The sequence below is a fragment of the Saccharothrix sp. CB00851 genome, from assembly GCF_001905065.1.
In the GTDB taxonomy this organism is placed as follows: Bacteria; Actinomycetota; Actinomycetes; order Mycobacteriales; family Pseudonocardiaceae; genus Actinosynnema.
In genome coordinates this window covers 86,336-103,759 of the sequence record NZ_LWLC01000015.1, presented here as the reverse complement: position 1 = coordinate 103,759, position 17,424 = coordinate 86,336, and the positions used below count along the sequence as shown (strand labels likewise).

Below are 17,424 nucleotides of genomic sequence, written 5' to 3'. Positions count from 1 at the left end.
CTCCACCGCGGCGTCGGGCGCCGGGCGCGGTCAGCTGCCGACGGCACGCGACTCCGGTCGGGTGCTCAGCGCGGCGCGGACCCGCAGCAGGCGCAGCGCGAGCTGGATCTCCAAGGCTTGCGCGGGTTTCTGCCAGTCCGGGCCGAGCAGTTCCTTGATCCGGTCGAGTCGGCGGGTGACGGTGTTGGTGTGCACGTGCAGCCGTTCGGCGGCGTAGGTGGGGCTGCCGCCCGCGTCGAAGTACGCCTGCAGCGTGGGCACCAGGTCGGTGAACCGCTCCCGGTCGTACCCGAGCACCGGCCCGAGGGCCGACTCGATGAACCCCGCCACGTCGTGATCGGCCGCCACCAGCGCGCCGACGAACCCGAGTTCCCGCGCGGACCCCGCGCCGCCCTCCACGCCGAGCGCCGTCACCGCGTCGAGGCAGCGCATCGCCTCGCGGTAGCCGAGCTGGACGGACTCGGCGCCGGTCAACGGGCCCGCCGCACCCGTCGAAACCGGTTTGCCCAGGTCGGACGCCATGGCGGCGGCCACGTCCCTGGCCACGGCACCCGCGTCGCCACCGGGCAGGAGCATGATCAGGTGGCCGTTGCGGCAACTGCGCAGCCCGCCCATCCGCCGCGCGTACGCCGACCCCCACGCGTTGGCCCGGCTCTGGATGCTGCCCTCCGGTCGGGCGACCACCATCAGGTACGGCCGCGACAGGTCGAGCCCGATCCGGCGGGCGCGTTCGGCGAGCAGGCGCGGCACCCGGCGCTCGTCGCTGAGCGCGTCGTCGAGCAGCCGGTCGCGCACCTCGCCGTCGTGACCGGAGGTGAGCCTGTCCCGGCGCACGAGCAACGCGGCCGCCTGCGCGTACAGCCGCAGTTGCTTGCGCGCGCTCGCGGACAGGTCGCCCGGCGCGCACAGGACGAACGCGCCGATGTAGTCCTTCGCGGCGCACAGCGGCGCCACCCACCGCCCACCTCCCGCCGACGCGGGGTCCGCGGTGAGCATCTCCACGGCGATGGCCAGCGCGGCGGTGTCGTCGCCGTCGTCCGGCCCGTCCCCCGCGGTGACCAGCACGTCGCCGCCGGCGGTGTAGACGCTCACCCGGCCACCGAATGCCGCCGCCGCGCGGTCGGCCAGGGTGCGCAGGTCGCCGTCGGAGACCAGCAGGTCCACCAGCGAGGTCTGCAGGTCGCACTGCTCGCGGAACCGGTCGGCGGTCCGGGACACCTGGGCCAGGCGTGCTTCCAGTTCGGCGGCACGTGCCTCGGCGGCGAGGCGGAGGCGGGTGGTCTCCAGGTAGGTGGCGGCGAGGATGCCGAGGGAACCGACCAGAGACCGCTCGTCGGCGGTGAAGTGGTGCACCTTGCGGCTCGCGACGTACAGCCTGCCGCGAGGTGCGCGGCCGTTGGCGTGGTCGCCGTAGCCCAGCGGCACCGCGATCATCGCGTGCAGGCCCTCGACCCGGACCATCTCCTCGAACGCCGGGTGCAGCCCGACCTGGTCGTCGCCCGGCAGGTCGTGCGTGGCGAACGGGCCGGCGGTGGTGATGCCGTCGTCGGCGGGCAGCCGCAGGCCGACGCTCAGCCCGGACGTGTGGCCGTCCGCCGCACGCACCTGGACGTGGTCGTGCTCCTCGTCGGCGATGGTGATGTAGGCCATGTCCATGCTCAGCAGGTGCCGCGCGCGCCGGGCGATGGCGTGCAGCAGGCCGCCCACCGAGTCGTAGGGCAGCGCCAGGTCGCGTGCGGCGTCGATGAGCGCGGTGAGCCCCGCTTCCCGGACGCGGCCCCTTTGGATCTGGGTGTGCACGCGCATGGCCCGCCACACGGCGGCCTTCACGTCGGTGGTCCCCACGCCGGTGACGCCGAACCTCCGGGCGTCGTCCAGGAAGTCCTCGAACGTGTCCGCCGGCGCACCGCTGGCCAGCAATTCGAGCAACTCGTCCACGCCGCCGCTGACGGTCAGCTGCGGAGGCACAAAAGTCTCCACGGTCAGGACACCCCCAAGTTCGAGTCCATTGCCGTCACCCGATCGAACCACTACATTCGTCGGGTAATCACGTTGGGTAAACGGTCGAGCCGGTCACTCTTCAGCGTAACGACATCGACCGCCGAAGGACTTCGGACGTGGCGCGGGCGAAGTGCGGGAATGGGGAACTCCGACTACTCGCCATTAAATGTCGGGGTGTGGAGGTCGAAGAGACCGATCGGGTGGTCGCCGCTCGCGCCCGAAGGGTGCGGCCGGGCGTGAGCAGCGTCAGGACCGCCCGGCCGGACGAATCGGCGGCCCGGTTCCCGAGCGCCGTCGCGGATCCGGGCCGCGCAGGCGCCGGTCACCTCGGCGGCGGTGGAGTCCGTGCGTGAAACCGAAGTCACCCCGATCCGGCACGCGGGGACGGCCGACGGCAGAACCGCCGATCGTGTGCCATGGGCGGGGCGGGAGTTGTCGCCGGGAGATTTGCCGAGCGCGACCCCGAGTCGTTTTCCACGCCGTCGGGAATCAACTCCGGTGAAGGAGGGTGGCGGGATCGATTGTCCTGCTTTCCGGTGCCGCCCGTACCCGCGGGCGGAAATGCGGGTTTTGTGCCGTCGGATTGACGAGGGGTGAGTGGCGGCACGCCGGGGGACGACACCCGTGAGGTGTCGGGCGTCACGCGGGCCGATCGTCGGGTGGGCGTCGCACCGGCCACGGCTCGCCGTTTCCCGCTACTATGGCCACAAGCACTCTACCAGCACGTGCAATAGTTGCACACGGCGTACAAAGGGTGCGGTGCCGCGGTTGCCGTGCGGAAGCAGCGGGCGGCAGGGAGGGATGTCACCGTGACGAACGCCGACGAAGCAGTCGAGACCCGGGCGCAGGGCTGGCGGACCCTGGCCGCGCTGCACGCCCGCATCGAGGACGTGCTGGAGCGCGCGCTCCAGCAGGGCCATGACCTGTCCGTGAGCGAGTACAGCCTGCTGGACGTGCTGTCCCGGCAGCCGTCACCGCGCCAGTTGCTGCGGATGAACCAGGTGGCCAAGGCCGTGGTGCTGAGCCAGTCGGCGACCACCCGACTGGTGACCCGGCTGGAGCGGCGCGGCTTGCTCCAGCGGTCCCTGTGCGAGGACGACCGCCGCGGCATCTACACCGAGGTCACCGAGGCCGGCCGCGCGGCGCTGGAGCGCGCCCGCTCGACCCACGACGAGACGCTCGCCCAGGCGTTGCAGGAAGCGGCGCAGCTGCCCGAGCTGGCGCCGCTGGTCGACGCGCTCGCCGCCCTGCCCTACGCCGGGGCGTCCCGCTAGCGTTCGTCCTCCCGAAGCCGCCGACGCGTGTCGGCGGCTTCGTGCCGCCTTCGGTCTTCCCGCTGCCACAACGAAGTTCGCGCCACCGCGACATGACAGATTGTCCTGCCGCGTGTGGGAAGTCCACTCCGCACAGGGCTAGCGTCGGTGACGAACTGGAGAACAGCGCGACCCGCCGACGAACGCTCCGATGAGCACCAGGCCCGCGGTTTTCGAGCCTCGCAGTCGGCCAGTGATGCGATGTGGAGACCAGCATGCGGCTTACGCAAACGGTGGCAGCAGTGATGCGGCGCTACGCGGACCGGCCCGCCCTGGGCGAACGCGCGAAGGAGATCACCAGGGACCCCGACACCGGCCGCGCCTCGCTTCGGCTGCTGCCGTCGTACGAGACGACCACCTTCGACCAGTTGTGGCGGCGCGTCCGCGCGGTGGCGAACGAGTGGCACCGCAACACCGCCCACGCCACCGAACCGGGCGACCGCGTCGCCCTGCTCGGCTTCGCCGGCCGCGACTACACGACGGTCGACCTGGCGTGCATCTGCCTCGGCGCGATCACCATCCCGCTGCAGACCAGCGCACCGATCACGCAGCTGAAGGAGATCCTGGCGGAGACCGAGCCGACCGTCGTGGCCGCCTCCGTCGAACGGGCGGACGCCGCGGCCGAGCTGATCCTGGCCACCCCGTCCGTCCGCCGCCTGGTGGTCTTCGACTACCACGCCGAAGTGGACGACCAGCGGGAGAGGTTCGCCGCCGTGCGGACACGCCTCGCCGACCGCGGTGTGTCCGTCGAGTCCTTGTCGGACGTCGTCGACCGCGGCACGCGGTTGCCGGAGGCGCCGCTGTTCACGCCCGAGGACGGCGACGACCCGATGACCATGCTCGTCTACACGTCGGGCAGCACCGGCACCCCGAAGGGGGCGATCTACACCGAGCGCCTGGTGGCCGCGATGTTCGGCGGCGGTGGCTGGGCGGACCTGTTCTCCGAGCAGCAGGCGATCACGTTCCACTACATGCCGATGAGCCACGTGGCCGGGCACTCCTCGGTGAAGAACACGTTGGCGCGCGGTGGGATCAGCTACTTCACCGCGAGCAGCGACCTGTCCACGTTCTTCGAGGACATCGCGCTCGCCCGGCCCACCGAGCTGTCGCTGGTGCCCAGGGTGTGCGAGATGTTGTTCCAGTACCACCGCAGCGAGGTCGACCGGCGTGCCGTCGGCGACGTCGACCGCGCGGCGTTGGAGGAAGAGGTCAAGAAGCACATCCGCGCGAACGTCCTCGGTGGCCGCATCGGCTGGGCCAGCTGTGGTTCCGCGCCGCTGTCGGCCGAGCTGCGCGCGTTCGTGGAGTCGTTGCTGGACCTGGAACTGCACATCCTGTACGGCACCACGGAGGTCGCGGGCGTCTCGGTGGACGGCTCGATGCTGCGCCCGCCGGTGATCGACTACAAGATCGTGGACGTGCCCGAGCTGGGCTACTACCGGACCGACGTGCCGCACCCCCGGGGCGAGCTGCTGCTCAAGACCGAGTCCGCGATCCCGGGCTACTACAAGCAGCCCGAGCTGTCGGCGACGATCTTCGACGAGGACGGCTACTACAAGACCGGTGACATCGTCGCCGAGGTCGCGCCGGACCGGCTGGAGATCCTGGACCGCCGCAACAGCGTGCTGAAGCTGTCCCAGGGCGAGTTCGTGGCCACGCCGAGCCTGGAGGCCACGTTCGGCACCAGCCCGTTGGTGCGGCAGATCTTCCTGTACGGCAACAGCGAGCGGTCCTACCTGCTGGCCGTGGTCGTGCCCACGCCCGCCGTGCTGGACAAGTTCGCCGGGCGGCCGGGCGAGGTCAAGCAGCGGCTGACCGAGTCGTTCCAGGAGATCGCCCGCGAAGCAGGCCTGAACTCCTACGAGATCCCGCGCGATTTCCTGATCGAGAGCGAGCCGTTCAGCCAGGCGAACGGCCTGCTGTCCGACCACCGCAAGCTGCTGCGGCCGCAACTGCTGGCCCGGTACCGCGACGAGTTGGAGGCGCTGTACGCCGACATCGCGCAGCGGGAGTCCGAAGAGCTGCTCGAAGTCCGTCGCACGGGTGCGGACCGGCCCGTGCTGGAGACCGTGCAGCGGGCCGTGCGGGCGCTGCTGGCGGGCTCCATGGCCGATGTCAGCCCCGGCGCGCGGTTCCGCGACCTGGGCGGCGACTCGCTGTCCGCGGTGTCGTACTCGAACCTGCTGCACGACATCTTCGGCGTGCGCGTGCCGGTGGACGTGCTCATCAGCCCGGCGAACGACCTGCGGCAGGTCGCGGCCTACATCGAGGGCAAGCGGGCCGCCGGGTCGGACCGGCCGACGTTCGAGTCGGTGCACGGTGACGCGCGCACCGAGGTCCGCGCCGCCGACCTCACCCTGGACAAGTTCCTCGACGCGCGCACCATCGCCGACGCCAAGTCGCTCCCGCGCGCGACCGGTGCGCCGCGGACCGTCCTGCTCACCGGCGCGAGCGGCTACCTGGGCCGGTTCGTGGCCCTGGAGTGGCTGGAACGGCTGGCTCCCTCCGGCGGAAAGCTGATCTGCGTGGTCCGCGGCAAGGACGACGAAGCCGCCGCGAAACGGCTCGACGAGGCGTTCGCGGGCGGTGACTCGGACCTGGTCGCCAGGGTGGCGGAGCTGGCCGGGAGCCTGGAGGTGCTGGCGGGCGACATCGCCGAACCGAGCCTCGGCCTGGCCGAGCCGACGTGGGACCGACTGTCCACAGAGGTCGACCTGATCGTGCACGTCGGCGCGCTGGTCAACCACGTGCTGCCGTACAACCACCTGTTCGACGCCAACGTGGTGGGCACCGCCGAGCTGATCCGCCTGGGGCTCACCGGCCGGGTCAAGCCGTTCACCTACCTGTCCAGCGTCGCCGTCTCGACCTCGCGCCACCCCGCGCTGGACGAGGACTCCGACGTGCGTGAAGCGCTCGCCACGCAGCCGATCCACGAGGGCTACGCGGGCGGGTACGCCACCAGCAAGTGGGCGGGCGAGGTGCTGCTGCGGGAGGCGCACGACCTGTGCGGCCTGCCGGTCACCGTGTTCCGCTCGAACATGATCCTCGCGCACAGCCGGTACGGCGGGCAGCTGAACATCCCGGACGTGTTCACCCGCCTGCTGTTCAGCGTCATCGCGACCGGCATCGCGCCGCGCTCGTTCTACACCGGCGACGCGTCGGCGGCGCACTACGACGGCCTTCCGGTCGACTTCACCGCTGCCGCCGTGGCGGAGCTGGGCGGGCGTGCCGCCGGGTTCCGCACGTTCAGCCTGGTCAACCCGCACGACGACGGCGTCTCGCTGGACACGTTCGTCGACTGGCTCAGCGCGGCCGGCCACCGGATCGAGCGGGTGGACGACTACGCGGACTGGCTGGCCCGGTTCGAAACCGCGATGCGCGCGCTGCCCGAGGCGCAGCGGCCGTACTCGGCGCTGCCGCTGCTGCACCGGTTCGAACACCCCGAGCCGGTCGTGCGGGGCTCGGAGATCCCGTCCGAGCGGTTCCGCGCCGCGATCCGCGCCGCCGGTGCCACCGGTTCCGGCCTGACCGGCGACATACCGCAGCTGTCCGAGTCCTTCATCCGCAAGTACGCCGCCGACCTCAAGCCCCTGTTGTCGGTCTAGGGCCAGCACCCGAGGAGAGTCATGAGCCAGCAGTCTTCGAAGTTCGACGAGCGCTACCGGATCGGGCGCAAGCTCGTGGCCGAGCTCGGCCCGGCCGACCAGGCCAACACCACGTTCGAGCTCCTCGGCAAGGAGTGGGACCTGGTGCCCGGTGCGTACGCGCCCGCGCCGGGCACCGGCACCGAGTACTACACCACCGCCATCCCGTACCCGGTCGGCGGGCGCTTCCTGGAGATCGGCTGCGGCGCGGGCGTCACCGCGGTGTGGGCGGCGCTGCGGGGCTGCGCGCACGTGACGGCGACCGACATCACCGAGACCGCCGTGGCGAGCACCGCGCTCAACGTCAAGCGGCACGGCGTCGAGGAGAAGGTGCGCGTGCTGCGCAGCGACGTGTTCGCCGACCTCGACCCCGGCGAGAAGTTCGACACGATCTTCTGGAACTGCAGCGTGATCGAGGCGCCGCGCGACTTCGAGTTCACCCAGGACTTCGAGTGGGCGATCTTCGACCGCGGCTACACCGCGCTGAGCCGCTACCTGGCCGAGGTGCACGGGTGGCTGCGGCCCGGCGGACGTGCCCTGGTCACGTTCAACAGCCTCGGCGACCTGGACCGGATCAACCAGCTCGCGGCCGCCGCCGGCACGGCGCTGACCAGGCTCGACAGCACCACCAGGCGACTGGCCGGCGAGGACGTCACCTACAACGTGTTCGAGATCGCCCGCGTCTGATCCCGCAGTTGCCACGGAGGAGATCGTGACTACACGCTTGTTCAGTTCCGAGTCGGTGACCGAGGGCCACCCGGACAAGATCTGCGACGCGATCAGCGACGCGGTCCTGGACGCCTACCTCCGGGCCGACCCGCGGGCGCGGGTGGCGGTGGAGACGCTGGTGACCACCGGCCAGGTGCACGTGGCCGGTGAGGTCACGGCGGACGCCCACGTCGACATCGCGGGCATCGCGCGGCAGGTGGTCCTGGACGTCGGCTACGACTCGTCCGCCAAGGGGTTCGACGGCCGGTCGTGCGGGGTGAACGTGGCCCTCGGGTCGCAGTCGCCGGACATCGCGCAGGGCGTGGACACCGCCTACGAGTCGCGGCTGGAGGAGGCGCTCGACGACCTGGACCGGCAGGGCGCGGGCGACCAGGGCCTGATGTTCGGCTACGCCTGCACCGACACCCCGGAGCTGATGCCGCTGCCGATCGCGCTGGCGCACCGGCTGTCGAAGCGGCTGACCGCCGTGCGCAAGAGCGGCGCGGTGCCCTACCTGCGGCCGGACGGCAAGACCCAGGTGACCATCGAGTACGCGGGCGACGAGCCGGTGCGGCTGGACACGGTGGTGGTGTCCAGCCAGCACGCGGACGGCGTCGACCCGCAGGCGCTGCTGGGCGTGGACGTCCGGGAGCAGGTGATCGGGCCCGAGCTGGCCGGGCTGGAGCTGGACACGTCCGGGGTGCGCGTGCTGGTGAACCCGACCGGGCGGTTCGTGATCGGCGGGCCGATGGGTGACGCCGGGCTGACCGGGCGGAAGATCATCGTGGACACCTACGGCGGGATGGCGCGGCACGGCGGCGGCGCGTTCTCCGGCAAGGATCCGTCCAAAGTGGACCGCTCGGCCGCGTACGCGATGCGGTGGGTGGCCAAGAACGCGGTCGCCGCCGGGCTCGCGTCCCGGGTCGAGGTGCAGGTGGCGTACGCGATCGGCCGGGCGGCGCCGGTCGGGTTGTTCGTGGAGACGTTCGGCACCGAGACCGTCGACCCGGCCCGGATCCGGCAGGCCATCGCGGACGTGTTCGACCTGCGCCCGGCGGCCATCATCCGCGACCTGGACCTGCTGCGGCCGATCTACGCGCAGACCGCGGCGTACGGGCACTTCGGGCGCCCGGAGCTGGACCTGCCGTGGGAGCGCACCGACCGCGCCGACGCGCTCAAGCAGGCCGCGACCAGCTGACCAGGACCGGTTGACCACCGACCGGTTGACTGCGACTCTGCCCACGCCGACCCGGTCGCCCCGGCCTGGTCACCCCGACCAGGCCGACCGACCGCCGACCCAGCGCCCCGGAGGCACCACCCCATGCGCATCGCCGTGACCGGCTCCATCGCCACCGACCACCTGATGGTCTATCCCGGCAGGTTCACCGAGCACTTCATCTCGGACCACCTCGACACCGTGTCGCTGTCGTTCCTCGTCGACGACCTCGAAGTGCGCCGCGGCGGTGTCGCGGCGAACATCTCGTTCGGGCTGGCCCAGCTCGGCGTGTCGCCCGCCCTGGTCGGCGCGGTGGGCAAGGACTTCGACGACTACCGCGCCTGGCTGGTCGGGCACGGGGTGGACACCAGGTTCGTGCGGGTCTCGCCGACCAGGCACACCTCGCGGTTCCTGTGCACCACCGACCTGGACCACAACCAGATCGCGTCGTTCTACGCGGGCGCGATGCAGGAGGCGCGGGAGATCGAGCTGGCGCCGGTCGCGGACGGCCTGGGCGGGCTCGACCTGGTGGTGGTCGCGCCGAACGACCCGGAGGCGATGGTGCGGCATACCGCCGAGGCCCGCGCGCTGGGCCTGCCGTTCGCCGCCGACCCGTCGCAGCAACTGGCCAGGATGGACGGCGAGTCGGTCCGGTCGCTTGTGGAGGGTGCGAAGTACTTGTTCACCAACGAGTACGAGAACGTGTTGTTACGGCAGTCGACGGGCTGGTCGGCGGACGAGGTGATCGACCGGGTCGGCGCGTGGATCACCACGCTCGGCGCGGAGGGCGTGCGGGTGGAGCGCCGCGGCCACCCGCCGGTGACGGTCGCCGCCGTGCCGGTCGAGGAGGAGGTCGACCCGACCGGCGTCGGCGACGCGTTCCGCGCCGGTTTCCTGTGGGCCACCTGGGCACGGCTCAGCCTCGAACGGGCGTGCCAGGTGGGCTGCACGATCGCCGCCGCCGCGCTGGAAAGCGTCGGCACGCAGGAGTACAAGCTCAGCCGCGCGGGTGTGGCCGACCGCGTCGCCCGCGCGTACGGCGGTGAGGCCGCCGCCGAGATCGAGAGCAAGCTGCGGATCTGATCACGCGGCGCGGACGCCGGCCATCCGGCGTCCGCGCCCGCTCAGCGGAAGGACGTGCACGCGTGTCCGAGCAGCCGAGTCCGGAGAACCACCGCACCCGCTTCAGGTCCGCCATGCGGCACCTGCCGACCAGCGTCGTCATCGCCGCGGGCATGGCGGGCGACCAGCCGATCGGCATGCTCATCGGCTCGTTCACCAGCGTGTCGCTGTCGCCGCTGCTGGTCGGCTTCCTGGGCGACCACGGCTCGAAAACCCTGGTCCGCCTGCTGGAACTGGACCTGTGGACGTTCAGCGTCCTGGCCGACGACGACACGATCACCCCGGGCGCCTTCTGCGGCCCGCTGCACGAACGCTTCGACCAGGTGAAGTGGTCGATTTCGCCACTGGGCACACCGATGATCGACAACGCCGTCGTGTCCCTGCACTGCCGCAAGCACTCCACCGTCGAGGCAGGCGACCACGACCTCGTGCTCGCCGAAGTCCTCGACATCACCGACCCCGACCCCCTCCGCCGCCCACTGGTGTTCGCCGAGGGCCGGATGACCGGACTCGCACCACGCTGACAGGTGGCCCACGAGGTGCGGTTAGATGCGTCACTTTGACCGGCATGCGTCCGCCGGGCATCCTGGTGGCAGAGGGGAGTACCCACCTCGCCCGTGATCGTCACTACGGCCGCTCCACAGCGACCCGGTCACGGCGCCACCGCATCCGGTGGTCGGGGAGACCTCTGGTTCTGATCCGAGCCGGAGGAGCACGCCATGCGCGCCACTACCCGCCTTGCCGCCGCCATCACCACGATCACCGCCGTCACCGCGCTGACCGCCTGCGGCACGCTCCAGGAAGCGTCCAACGCCGCCAACGCCGTCGCCGACACCGCGTCCGCCGTGCAGGTGTGCACCGAAGCGTTGGCCCGGGCCACCACGGTGTTCGACACCAACAGCCCGGAACTCGCCGTCGAACAGGCCCACTCCACCGCCGACAACCTCACCGCACTCGCCGCGAACGCCGCCGACACCACCGTCAACGAGGCCATCACCGCGCTCGCCACGACCCTGCGCTCGGTAACCCTGGACGACCTCGTCCTCCAGCCCGCCGCCTGGCTCGAGGACAAAGCCACCCGCGTCGCCACCCTCACCACCGCCTGCACCCCCTGACCGCGCGCGAGCAGAGCCGCGCTCGGGAGTTGGGAACAGACCTCAAGTCAGACGTTCCGGGGTCGCCGACGAGCGCGGGGTCGAACGGGCCCGGGGCGGTGCGGCCGCTTTGCTCTCGCTTTTCACTGCTAGGGGTTCGTGTCATCCCGCCGACCTGGCTTTGCCCTACCGCACTTGTCAAGGGGGCACCTTCCGGCATGACCGGCGGGTTGGGCTGGAACTGCCCCCTTGACGCGTGTGGTAGCCCGGAGGGAGGTCGGTGGGATGACACGCACCCCGGGACCACGCTGGATCAGCAGTTCCCAACGGAACAAGACGAAGACGGAACCGGGGGATGTCATCCTGCTGATCTGCCCGTCCGGCGAGGACGCTTTTCGAAGCTTTCAGTTGTGAAGAACCCGTGGTGTTCCCGTGAAGGAGTCCGCCACCTCCCCACCGGCTCGTTGACACGAATTTCGGGGCTCGGTTAGCGTCATTTCCCTGCCAGGGGGCGGTGTGATTCCTGTAGTACTCGGTGAGATCCCGCGCGCCCAAGTCGCGTTCCAGGGGGGACCATGGTCGACCAGAAGGTGCTCGAAGCACAGCGTTGGGTCAACGCGACCTACGGCTCGGTACCCGGCTACCAGAGGTGCGCGGAGAACGGCGTGACCGGCTGGGCCGTCATGTTCTCCCTGACCCGCGCGCTCCAACACGAATTAGGCATCACGACCCTGTCCGACACCTTCGGCCCGACCACGTTGAGCAGGCTCGCCGAGCGGGGCACCATCGGCCCCGGCTACCCCAACGCGAACATCGTCCGGATCGCGAAGTACGGCCTGTTCTGCAAGGGCTACTCGGCGGGCGACACGTCGAACGGCACCTTCGACAACGACCTCTACAACGCGGTGCGCGACATCAAGAGCAACATCGGGTTCGCCTCCGACGGCTACCTCCCGCCGAAGATCTTCAAGGCGATCCTCAACATGGACGCCTACGTGCTGCTGTCCGGCGGCAGGACAGAGGTGCGCGACATCCAGCGCTGGCTCAACGCCACCTACATCAACCGGTCGACGTTCTTCGTCATCCCGTGCGACGGCCACTACTCGCGGGACGTGCAGGTCGCCCTCATGCGGGCCATCCAGTACCAGATCGGCATCCCGGACGACCAGGCCACCGGCAACTTCGGGCCGGGCACCCAGAACGGCCTGCGCAACAACACCGTGCGGCCCGGTTCCCCGGCCGCCTGGGTGCAGTTGTTCAGCGCCGCCTGCGTGTTCAACGGCGGCGTCGGCGGCCTGTTCGCCGAGTTCACCTCCAGCTGGGACGCGGCACTCGGCGCCTTCGTGAGCGCGTTCCAGGACTTCTCCGTCCTCACCCGCACCGGCATCGGTGACTACGCCACCTGGGCGCAGCTGCTGGTGTCGACCGGCGACCCGGACCGGCCGGCGGGCGCGAGCGACACCCGGTTCCACATCAGCGTTCCGCGCGCCCAGGCGCTGAAGGCGGCGGGCTACCACGTGGTCGGCCGCTACCTGGACGAAGACCCGTGGGGCACCCTCGACAAGGAGATCCAGCCCGGTGAGCTGGAGGCCATCTTCACCGGTGGGCTGCGGGTGTTCCCCATCTCGCAGTACGCCGCCGACACGGTCGACGACTTCACCTGGTCCAACGGCTACGACCACGCCCTGCGCGCACACGACCGGGCCGTCGGCTACGGCTTCAACCGCGGCACCGTGATCTACTTCGCGGTCGACTACGACGCCACCGGCGAGCAGATCACCAGCACCATCATCCCGTACTTCCAGGGCATCCAGGCCGGTCTCGGCACCCGCGGCAAGCGGTACGTGGCCGGTGTCTACGGCTCGCGCAACGTGTGCGCGCGGGTCAGCGACGAGGCGTTCGCGCGGTACTCGTTCGTGTCCGGCATGTCGTGGGGCTTCTCCGGCAACCTCGGCTTCCCGCTGCCCGCGAACTGGTCGTTCAACCAGATCAAGGAGTTCGACTTCGACGCGGGCGGTGACGTGTTCGCGCTCGACCGCGACGTCAGCCGGGGCAACGACCGCGGCGTCGGCCGGGAGAACGTCGGCGGCTCCGACTCGCCCGTGGACGCCTACCTCCGGTACGTCGACGGCCTGTACGCGACCGCGGTGGCCTACGGCGGCGACGCGAACCGGCGGGTCCTGGAGTACCTGCGCTACCCGACGTACAACGGCACCTGGTCCGGCTGGGAGACGTTGATCGGCAACGTCGACCAGGCGTGGATCGAGCACGCTCAGGCACACGCACCGGCCCGGGTCGAGTCCTATGTGGACCTGTCGCTCGGCATCACGGTCAACGTCGACCACTTCGGCGCCACCGCCAACGCCGTGTACCTGCGTGGCGACGACGGGCGCGGCGACTTCGGCGGCTGGGCGGGCGACCTGGCCACGTTCTACGGCGAGTGGCGGTCGCACGGCGAGGAGTACGCCTCCGGGTACGCGTTCTGCGCCGACCGGCTGGCCAAGATCAACGTGCTGTCGTCGTTCCCGCTCAACGACCTCGTGGAGGACGCCGACGGCTACCTGGTCGGCAGCGCGGTGCGCAACGGCGCCCGGATCGACCACGCGATCCGGGCGCACCTCACCGACGGGCACCGGACCAGGTTCCGGCAGTTCTACGCCAACCGGTACGGCGGTACGGTGGCGGGCGTCCGGGACGCCGCCTGGAACGCGCTGGGCGGCAGCGCCGCGGACGCGCAGCTCTCCGCGCTCACCGAGGCCGCGATCCGCCGGACGGGAGGCGTCTGCCTGCTGCCCGCCCAGCTGCCCGAGGCCAAGCTGGAACCGTTCCTGCAAGGCTACGCGGAGACGATCGAGAGGTTGTCGCGCGGCTGACGGCACGCCCCTCGCGGTGTGCGAGGAGGAGAGACGTGCGAGTCCCGGGAACGGCCCGGCGGTGGGCGGTCGCCGCGCTGTGCGCACCGCCGGCGGCGTTCCTGGTCTACGCCTGGGGTGCGATCCACCTGTACGCGCCGGACGTCCGGGAGACGTGCGTCCTGGAGCACGGCGGGTGGGACCGGGCCTACGGGCAGGTGACCTACTTCCCGCTGTCCCGCATGTGCAACGCCTACCAGGACATGGTGCCCTCCTACGTCAACCCGGCGGTCGTCCTGCTGCTCGTCGCGACCGCGCTGTTCGCGGGCCTGGCCGTCGCCGCCCGCCGCAATCCCCGATCCCGCAAGGAGCAACCGTGAACGAACCCACCGAGGACGTGAGCCGTCGCCGGTTCCTGGCCATCACCGGCGGTCTCGCCGCCGCCGTGTCGGTCGGCCTGTCCGCTCCTCGTGCGGCCTCCGCCGCGCCGCCCACCGACCTGCCCGCCAACCCGCTCAACAACCCGCCTGCCCGCCCGGACGCCCTGGCCACCTACCCGGTCGAGGGCTCCAACGCGTCCGTGACGCTGCTGTCCGGCCCGTCCGCCGTCGTGCTGCTGCACGTCGCCCGGCGCTTCCACTACGAGGTCGCCACCCTGGGCGCGAAGGACATCACCGGCTACGCCGAATTACCGGCAGGCACGCCGTTCGCGGCGGACCACCGCTCCGGGACCGCGTTCTCCGTCCTGCCCACCCGGTACCCGGCCGGGGCGACCGGCGGGCTGTTCCCGCACGAGCTGGCGGTCGTCCGCGACATCCTCGCCGAGTGCGAGGGCGTGGTCCGCTGGGGCGGCGACTTCCGCAAGATCCCCAAGGAAGGCCACTTCCGGATCGACGTGAAGCCGGTCGACCCGACACTGGCCAGGGTCGCGGACAAGATCCGCGGCTGGGTGGACGGACCGGGCCGGGGCGCGCCCGCCGACCCGTTCGCGCCGGGACGCCGCCAGGCGGCAGAGCGGTTGGCGCAACGCCAGATCGCCACCGGCTGAGGTGCGGACGACGCGCGAGTGGGGTGTGAGGTTGCCTCGACTCCGCGTCAACTTCTCGCCGGGGTTGGCGCATTAGAGGGGTGTGGACAGAGCACAGAGCGGGCTGATGGCGTTGTGCGCGGGTGCGTTGGCGGCGATGGTCGTCACCGGGTTGGCAGAGGATCCTTCCGCGCTCGGTGGTGCCGACATGGTGTCCGTGGCGGCCGCGGCGACCGCACCGATCTCCCAGACGGTGAAGTCGGCGACCGTGCCGCCGCCCAGCATGGTGGTCACCCCGGAGCCCGTGCCGACACCGGAGCCGACACCGACGCCGACGCCGATACCGACTCCCGTCACCGTGAGCCTGGACGGCGTCGCGCCCTCGGTGAGCCGCGGGGTCGTGGTGCACGACCTGCGTTCGGATCGGGACCTGTTCGCCGAACGGCCCGACCAGCCGTTCCCGACGGCATCGGTGGTGAAGCTGCTGATCGCGCTCGACGCCCTCGACCGCGGCGCGGCGAGTGCCCATGACATCACGCGGATGCTCGCCGCCAGCAGCGACACCGTCGCCAACCGCTTGTGGCGCACGGCGATCCCGCGCCGCTGGGCGATCGAGATCGGCCTGCCCGGCCTGCGGCCACCGGCCGACCCGAACCAGTGGGGCGACACCCGGATGACCGCCCGTGACGTCGTCGCCGTCTACCAGTACGTCCTGCGGTCACCGCACGCCGACGTGATCGTGCCCGCGCTGGAGGCCGCCACGCCGACCGGTGAGGACGGTTTCGACCAGACCTTCGGCATCCCCGACGCGGTGGGGGACGCGCACCGGTGGGGCGTGAAGCAGGGGTGGGCGTGCTGCTACGACGGCCGGCGGGTGCTCAACACCACCGGCGTGGTCGGTGGCCGTTACGTCGTGGTCGTGCTGACCGGGCACGGCCGCGCCACCGGTTACCCACGGGCCGCCGTGCTGGTCACGGAGTTGGTCGCCGCCCTCACCCCGCTGCTCGCCGCGCCGTGAGCGTTGATCGTGGTCATGGCCACGACGGTGATCCACGGCAGGGCCAGCAGGAGGCTGCCCACCAGGTCGGTGGGGTAGTGGACGCCGGAGTAGAGGCGTTGCGCCGCGACCGCCACGGGGATCACCAGGGCGGTCGCCAACACCGGCCACCGCCACCACCTGACGGTGCCGCGCCAGACCAGCAGGGCCACCGCCGTGCCGAGGACCAGTGACGCGGCGACGTGCCCCGACGGGAAGCTCGACGTGGGCGGCAGGTCGTTGGGCAGCTTGGCCGCCGGGCGGGCGCGGTCGATGATCGCGGTGGTCAGCAGGAACAGGGTGCCCTCGCCCAGCAGGCCGAGCACGACCAGCAGGACGGGGCGCCAGGAGCGCGTCGTGGCCAACGCCAGCACGCAGACGACCACCGCCGCGCCGATCACCGGGCCCGTCCCGCTGAACGCGCCGACCCGGTCCATCACCGCGTCCCAGGCGGGGACGCGGCGTTCGGCGAACCACTCCACCACGGCGCGGTCCCAGGCCGGTGGCACGTCCGGTCCGGCGGCGGTGAGCCACGAGCCCAGCGCGAACAACGCGCCCAGCAGCAGGCCCCAGGCCACGAGCAGCCGGGCCACCACGAGCGGGAGGTCGGGCGGCACGTCGACCTGGCGCCCGGACACGGGTCGCAGGTCGTCCGCCGCTTCCGGCGCCAAGCCCCGGGACAGCGGCACCTCCGGCATGCCCTCGTCCCGCCGCCACCGCCGGAACACCTCGGTGGTCAGCGCCAGCCACACCAGGCCGAGCAGCCAACCGCCGAGGACGTCGGTGGCGTAGTGCACGCCGAGCGCGACCCTCGTGAAGCCGACCACCAGCACGATCGCGACCACCAGCGCGGTCACCGCGCGCCGTGCCGGCCGCACGGAGGCGAACACCAACAACAGCACGCCGTACGTGACGGTCGCACCGAGCGTGTGGCCGCTGGGGAAGCTCCAGCCCGGCGCCCTGGCCACCTCGACGTCCACCAGGGGCCGGAGTCGTCCGACCAGTTCCTTGACCACGACGCCGAGCAACCCGCCACCGAGCGCCGTGACGACCACGTGCGCCGCCACCCACGGCCGCCGCCGCAGGAGCAGCCACGCCACCGCGAGCGCGGTCACGCCCGTCAACGTCGTCGTGCCACCGAGCCGCGTGATCCCGCCGAACGCCGCGACGAGCACCTCCGACCCGCCGACCCACCGCGTCAGCCCGTCCGAGATCGCCTGGTCGACCTCGCGCACCGGCGCCCACCCCGCCCAGACCACCGCCATGACCACGGCGAACGCGACCCCGGCGGCACAAGCGGCCACCAGGGACACCGCACTGCGCACCGCGAACCGCTCGACCACCACCGCCGGTCGCGCTTCCCGTGTCGTAATCACCAACGTGGTGTGCCCATATCGATCATCGGGCAATC

Annotated in this window: 13 protein-coding genes; 11 read left to right on the top strand and 2 right to left on the bottom strand. The window is 71.4% G+C overall.

Features of this window, described 5'->3' with window-relative positions:
- Window positions 1-30 precede the first annotated feature (30 nt).
- A complete protein-coding gene (locus A6A25_RS17115) occupies window positions 31-1,980 on the bottom strand; it encodes a helix-turn-helix domain-containing protein (protein WP_143193217.1) in 1,950 nt (649 codons plus the stop codon).
- Between the two features lie 830 nt (window positions 1,981-2,810).
- Between A6A25_RS17115 and A6A25_RS17110 the strand changes: the two genes are divergently transcribed.
- From A6A25_RS17110 to A6A25_RS17060, 11 genes are all read left to right on the top strand, one after another.
- Window positions 2,811-3,275 carry a MarR family winged helix-turn-helix transcriptional regulator gene (locus A6A25_RS17110; protein WP_073891180.1) on the top strand — a complete coding sequence of 155 codons (465 nt, stop codon included), beginning with the start codon at window positions 2,811-2,813 and terminating at the stop codon, window positions 3,273-3,275.
- Between the two features lie 284 nt (window positions 3,276-3,559).
- Window positions 3,560-6,919: a carboxylic acid reductase gene (gene car, locus A6A25_RS17105; protein ID WP_198932739.1), complete on the top strand. Its 3,360-nt coding sequence runs from the start codon at window positions 3,560-3,562 to the stop codon at window positions 6,917-6,919.
- A gap of 21 nt (window positions 6,920-6,940) precedes the next feature.
- Window positions 6,941-7,645 (top strand): methyltransferase domain-containing protein, encoded by a 705-nt coding sequence (locus A6A25_RS17100; RefSeq protein ID WP_073891174.1) that lies wholly within the window; start codon window positions 6,941-6,943, stop codon window positions 7,643-7,645.
- Between the two features lie 37 nt (window positions 7,646-7,682).
- Window positions 7,683-8,864, top strand: a complete 1,182-nt coding sequence (gene metK / locus A6A25_RS17095; protein ID WP_073891171.1) for a methionine adenosyltransferase — start codon at window positions 7,683-7,685, stop codon at window positions 8,862-8,864.
- A 123-nt stretch (window positions 8,865-8,987) separates the two neighbouring features.
- On the top strand, window positions 8,988-9,965 hold the full coding sequence (locus tag A6A25_RS17090) for a carbohydrate kinase family protein (RefSeq protein ID WP_073891169.1): 978 nt from the start codon (window positions 8,988-8,990) through the stop codon (window positions 9,963-9,965).
- Between the two features lie 62 nt (window positions 9,966-10,027).
- Window positions 10,028-10,528, top strand: coding sequence for a flavin reductase family protein (locus A6A25_RS17085; protein WP_083668413.1), 501 nt, complete (start codon window positions 10,028-10,030; stop codon window positions 10,526-10,528).
- Between the two features lie 195 nt (window positions 10,529-10,723).
- Entirely contained in the window at window positions 10,724-11,119 is a 396-nt protein-coding gene (locus tag A6A25_RS17080) for a bacteriophage spanin2 family protein (protein WP_073891166.1), read from the top strand.
- A gap of 554 nt (window positions 11,120-11,673) precedes the next feature.
- A complete protein-coding gene (locus A6A25_RS17075; RefSeq protein WP_073891163.1) occupies window positions 11,674-13,971 on the top strand; it encodes a glycoside hydrolase domain-containing protein in 2,298 nt (765 codons plus the stop codon).
- Window positions 13,972-14,006: 35 nt separating this feature from the next.
- Window positions 14,007-14,330 (top strand): hypothetical protein, encoded by a 324-nt coding sequence (locus tag A6A25_RS17070; protein ID WP_073891160.1) that lies wholly within the window; start codon window positions 14,007-14,009, stop codon window positions 14,328-14,330.
- Window positions 14,327-14,998: a hypothetical protein gene (locus A6A25_RS17065; RefSeq protein WP_073891157.1), complete on the top strand. Its 672-nt coding sequence runs from the start codon at window positions 14,327-14,329 to the stop codon at window positions 14,996-14,998. Before A6A25_RS17070 ends, A6A25_RS17065 begins: the two co-directional genes overlap by 4 nt.
- Window positions 14,999-15,080: 82 nt before the next feature.
- Window positions 15,081-15,995: a serine hydrolase gene (locus A6A25_RS17060; RefSeq protein ID WP_143193216.1), complete on the top strand. Its 915-nt coding sequence runs from the start codon at window positions 15,081-15,083 to the stop codon at window positions 15,993-15,995.
- Here A6A25_RS17060 and A6A25_RS17055 read toward each other — a convergent pair.
- On the bottom strand, window positions 15,926-17,389 hold the full coding sequence (locus A6A25_RS17055; RefSeq protein ID WP_143193215.1) for a phosphatase PAP2 family protein: 1,464 nt from the start codon (window positions 17,387-17,389) through the stop codon (window positions 15,926-15,928). The genes A6A25_RS17060 and A6A25_RS17055 overlap by 70 nt on opposite strands.
- Window positions 17,390-17,424: the final 35 nt, after the last annotated feature.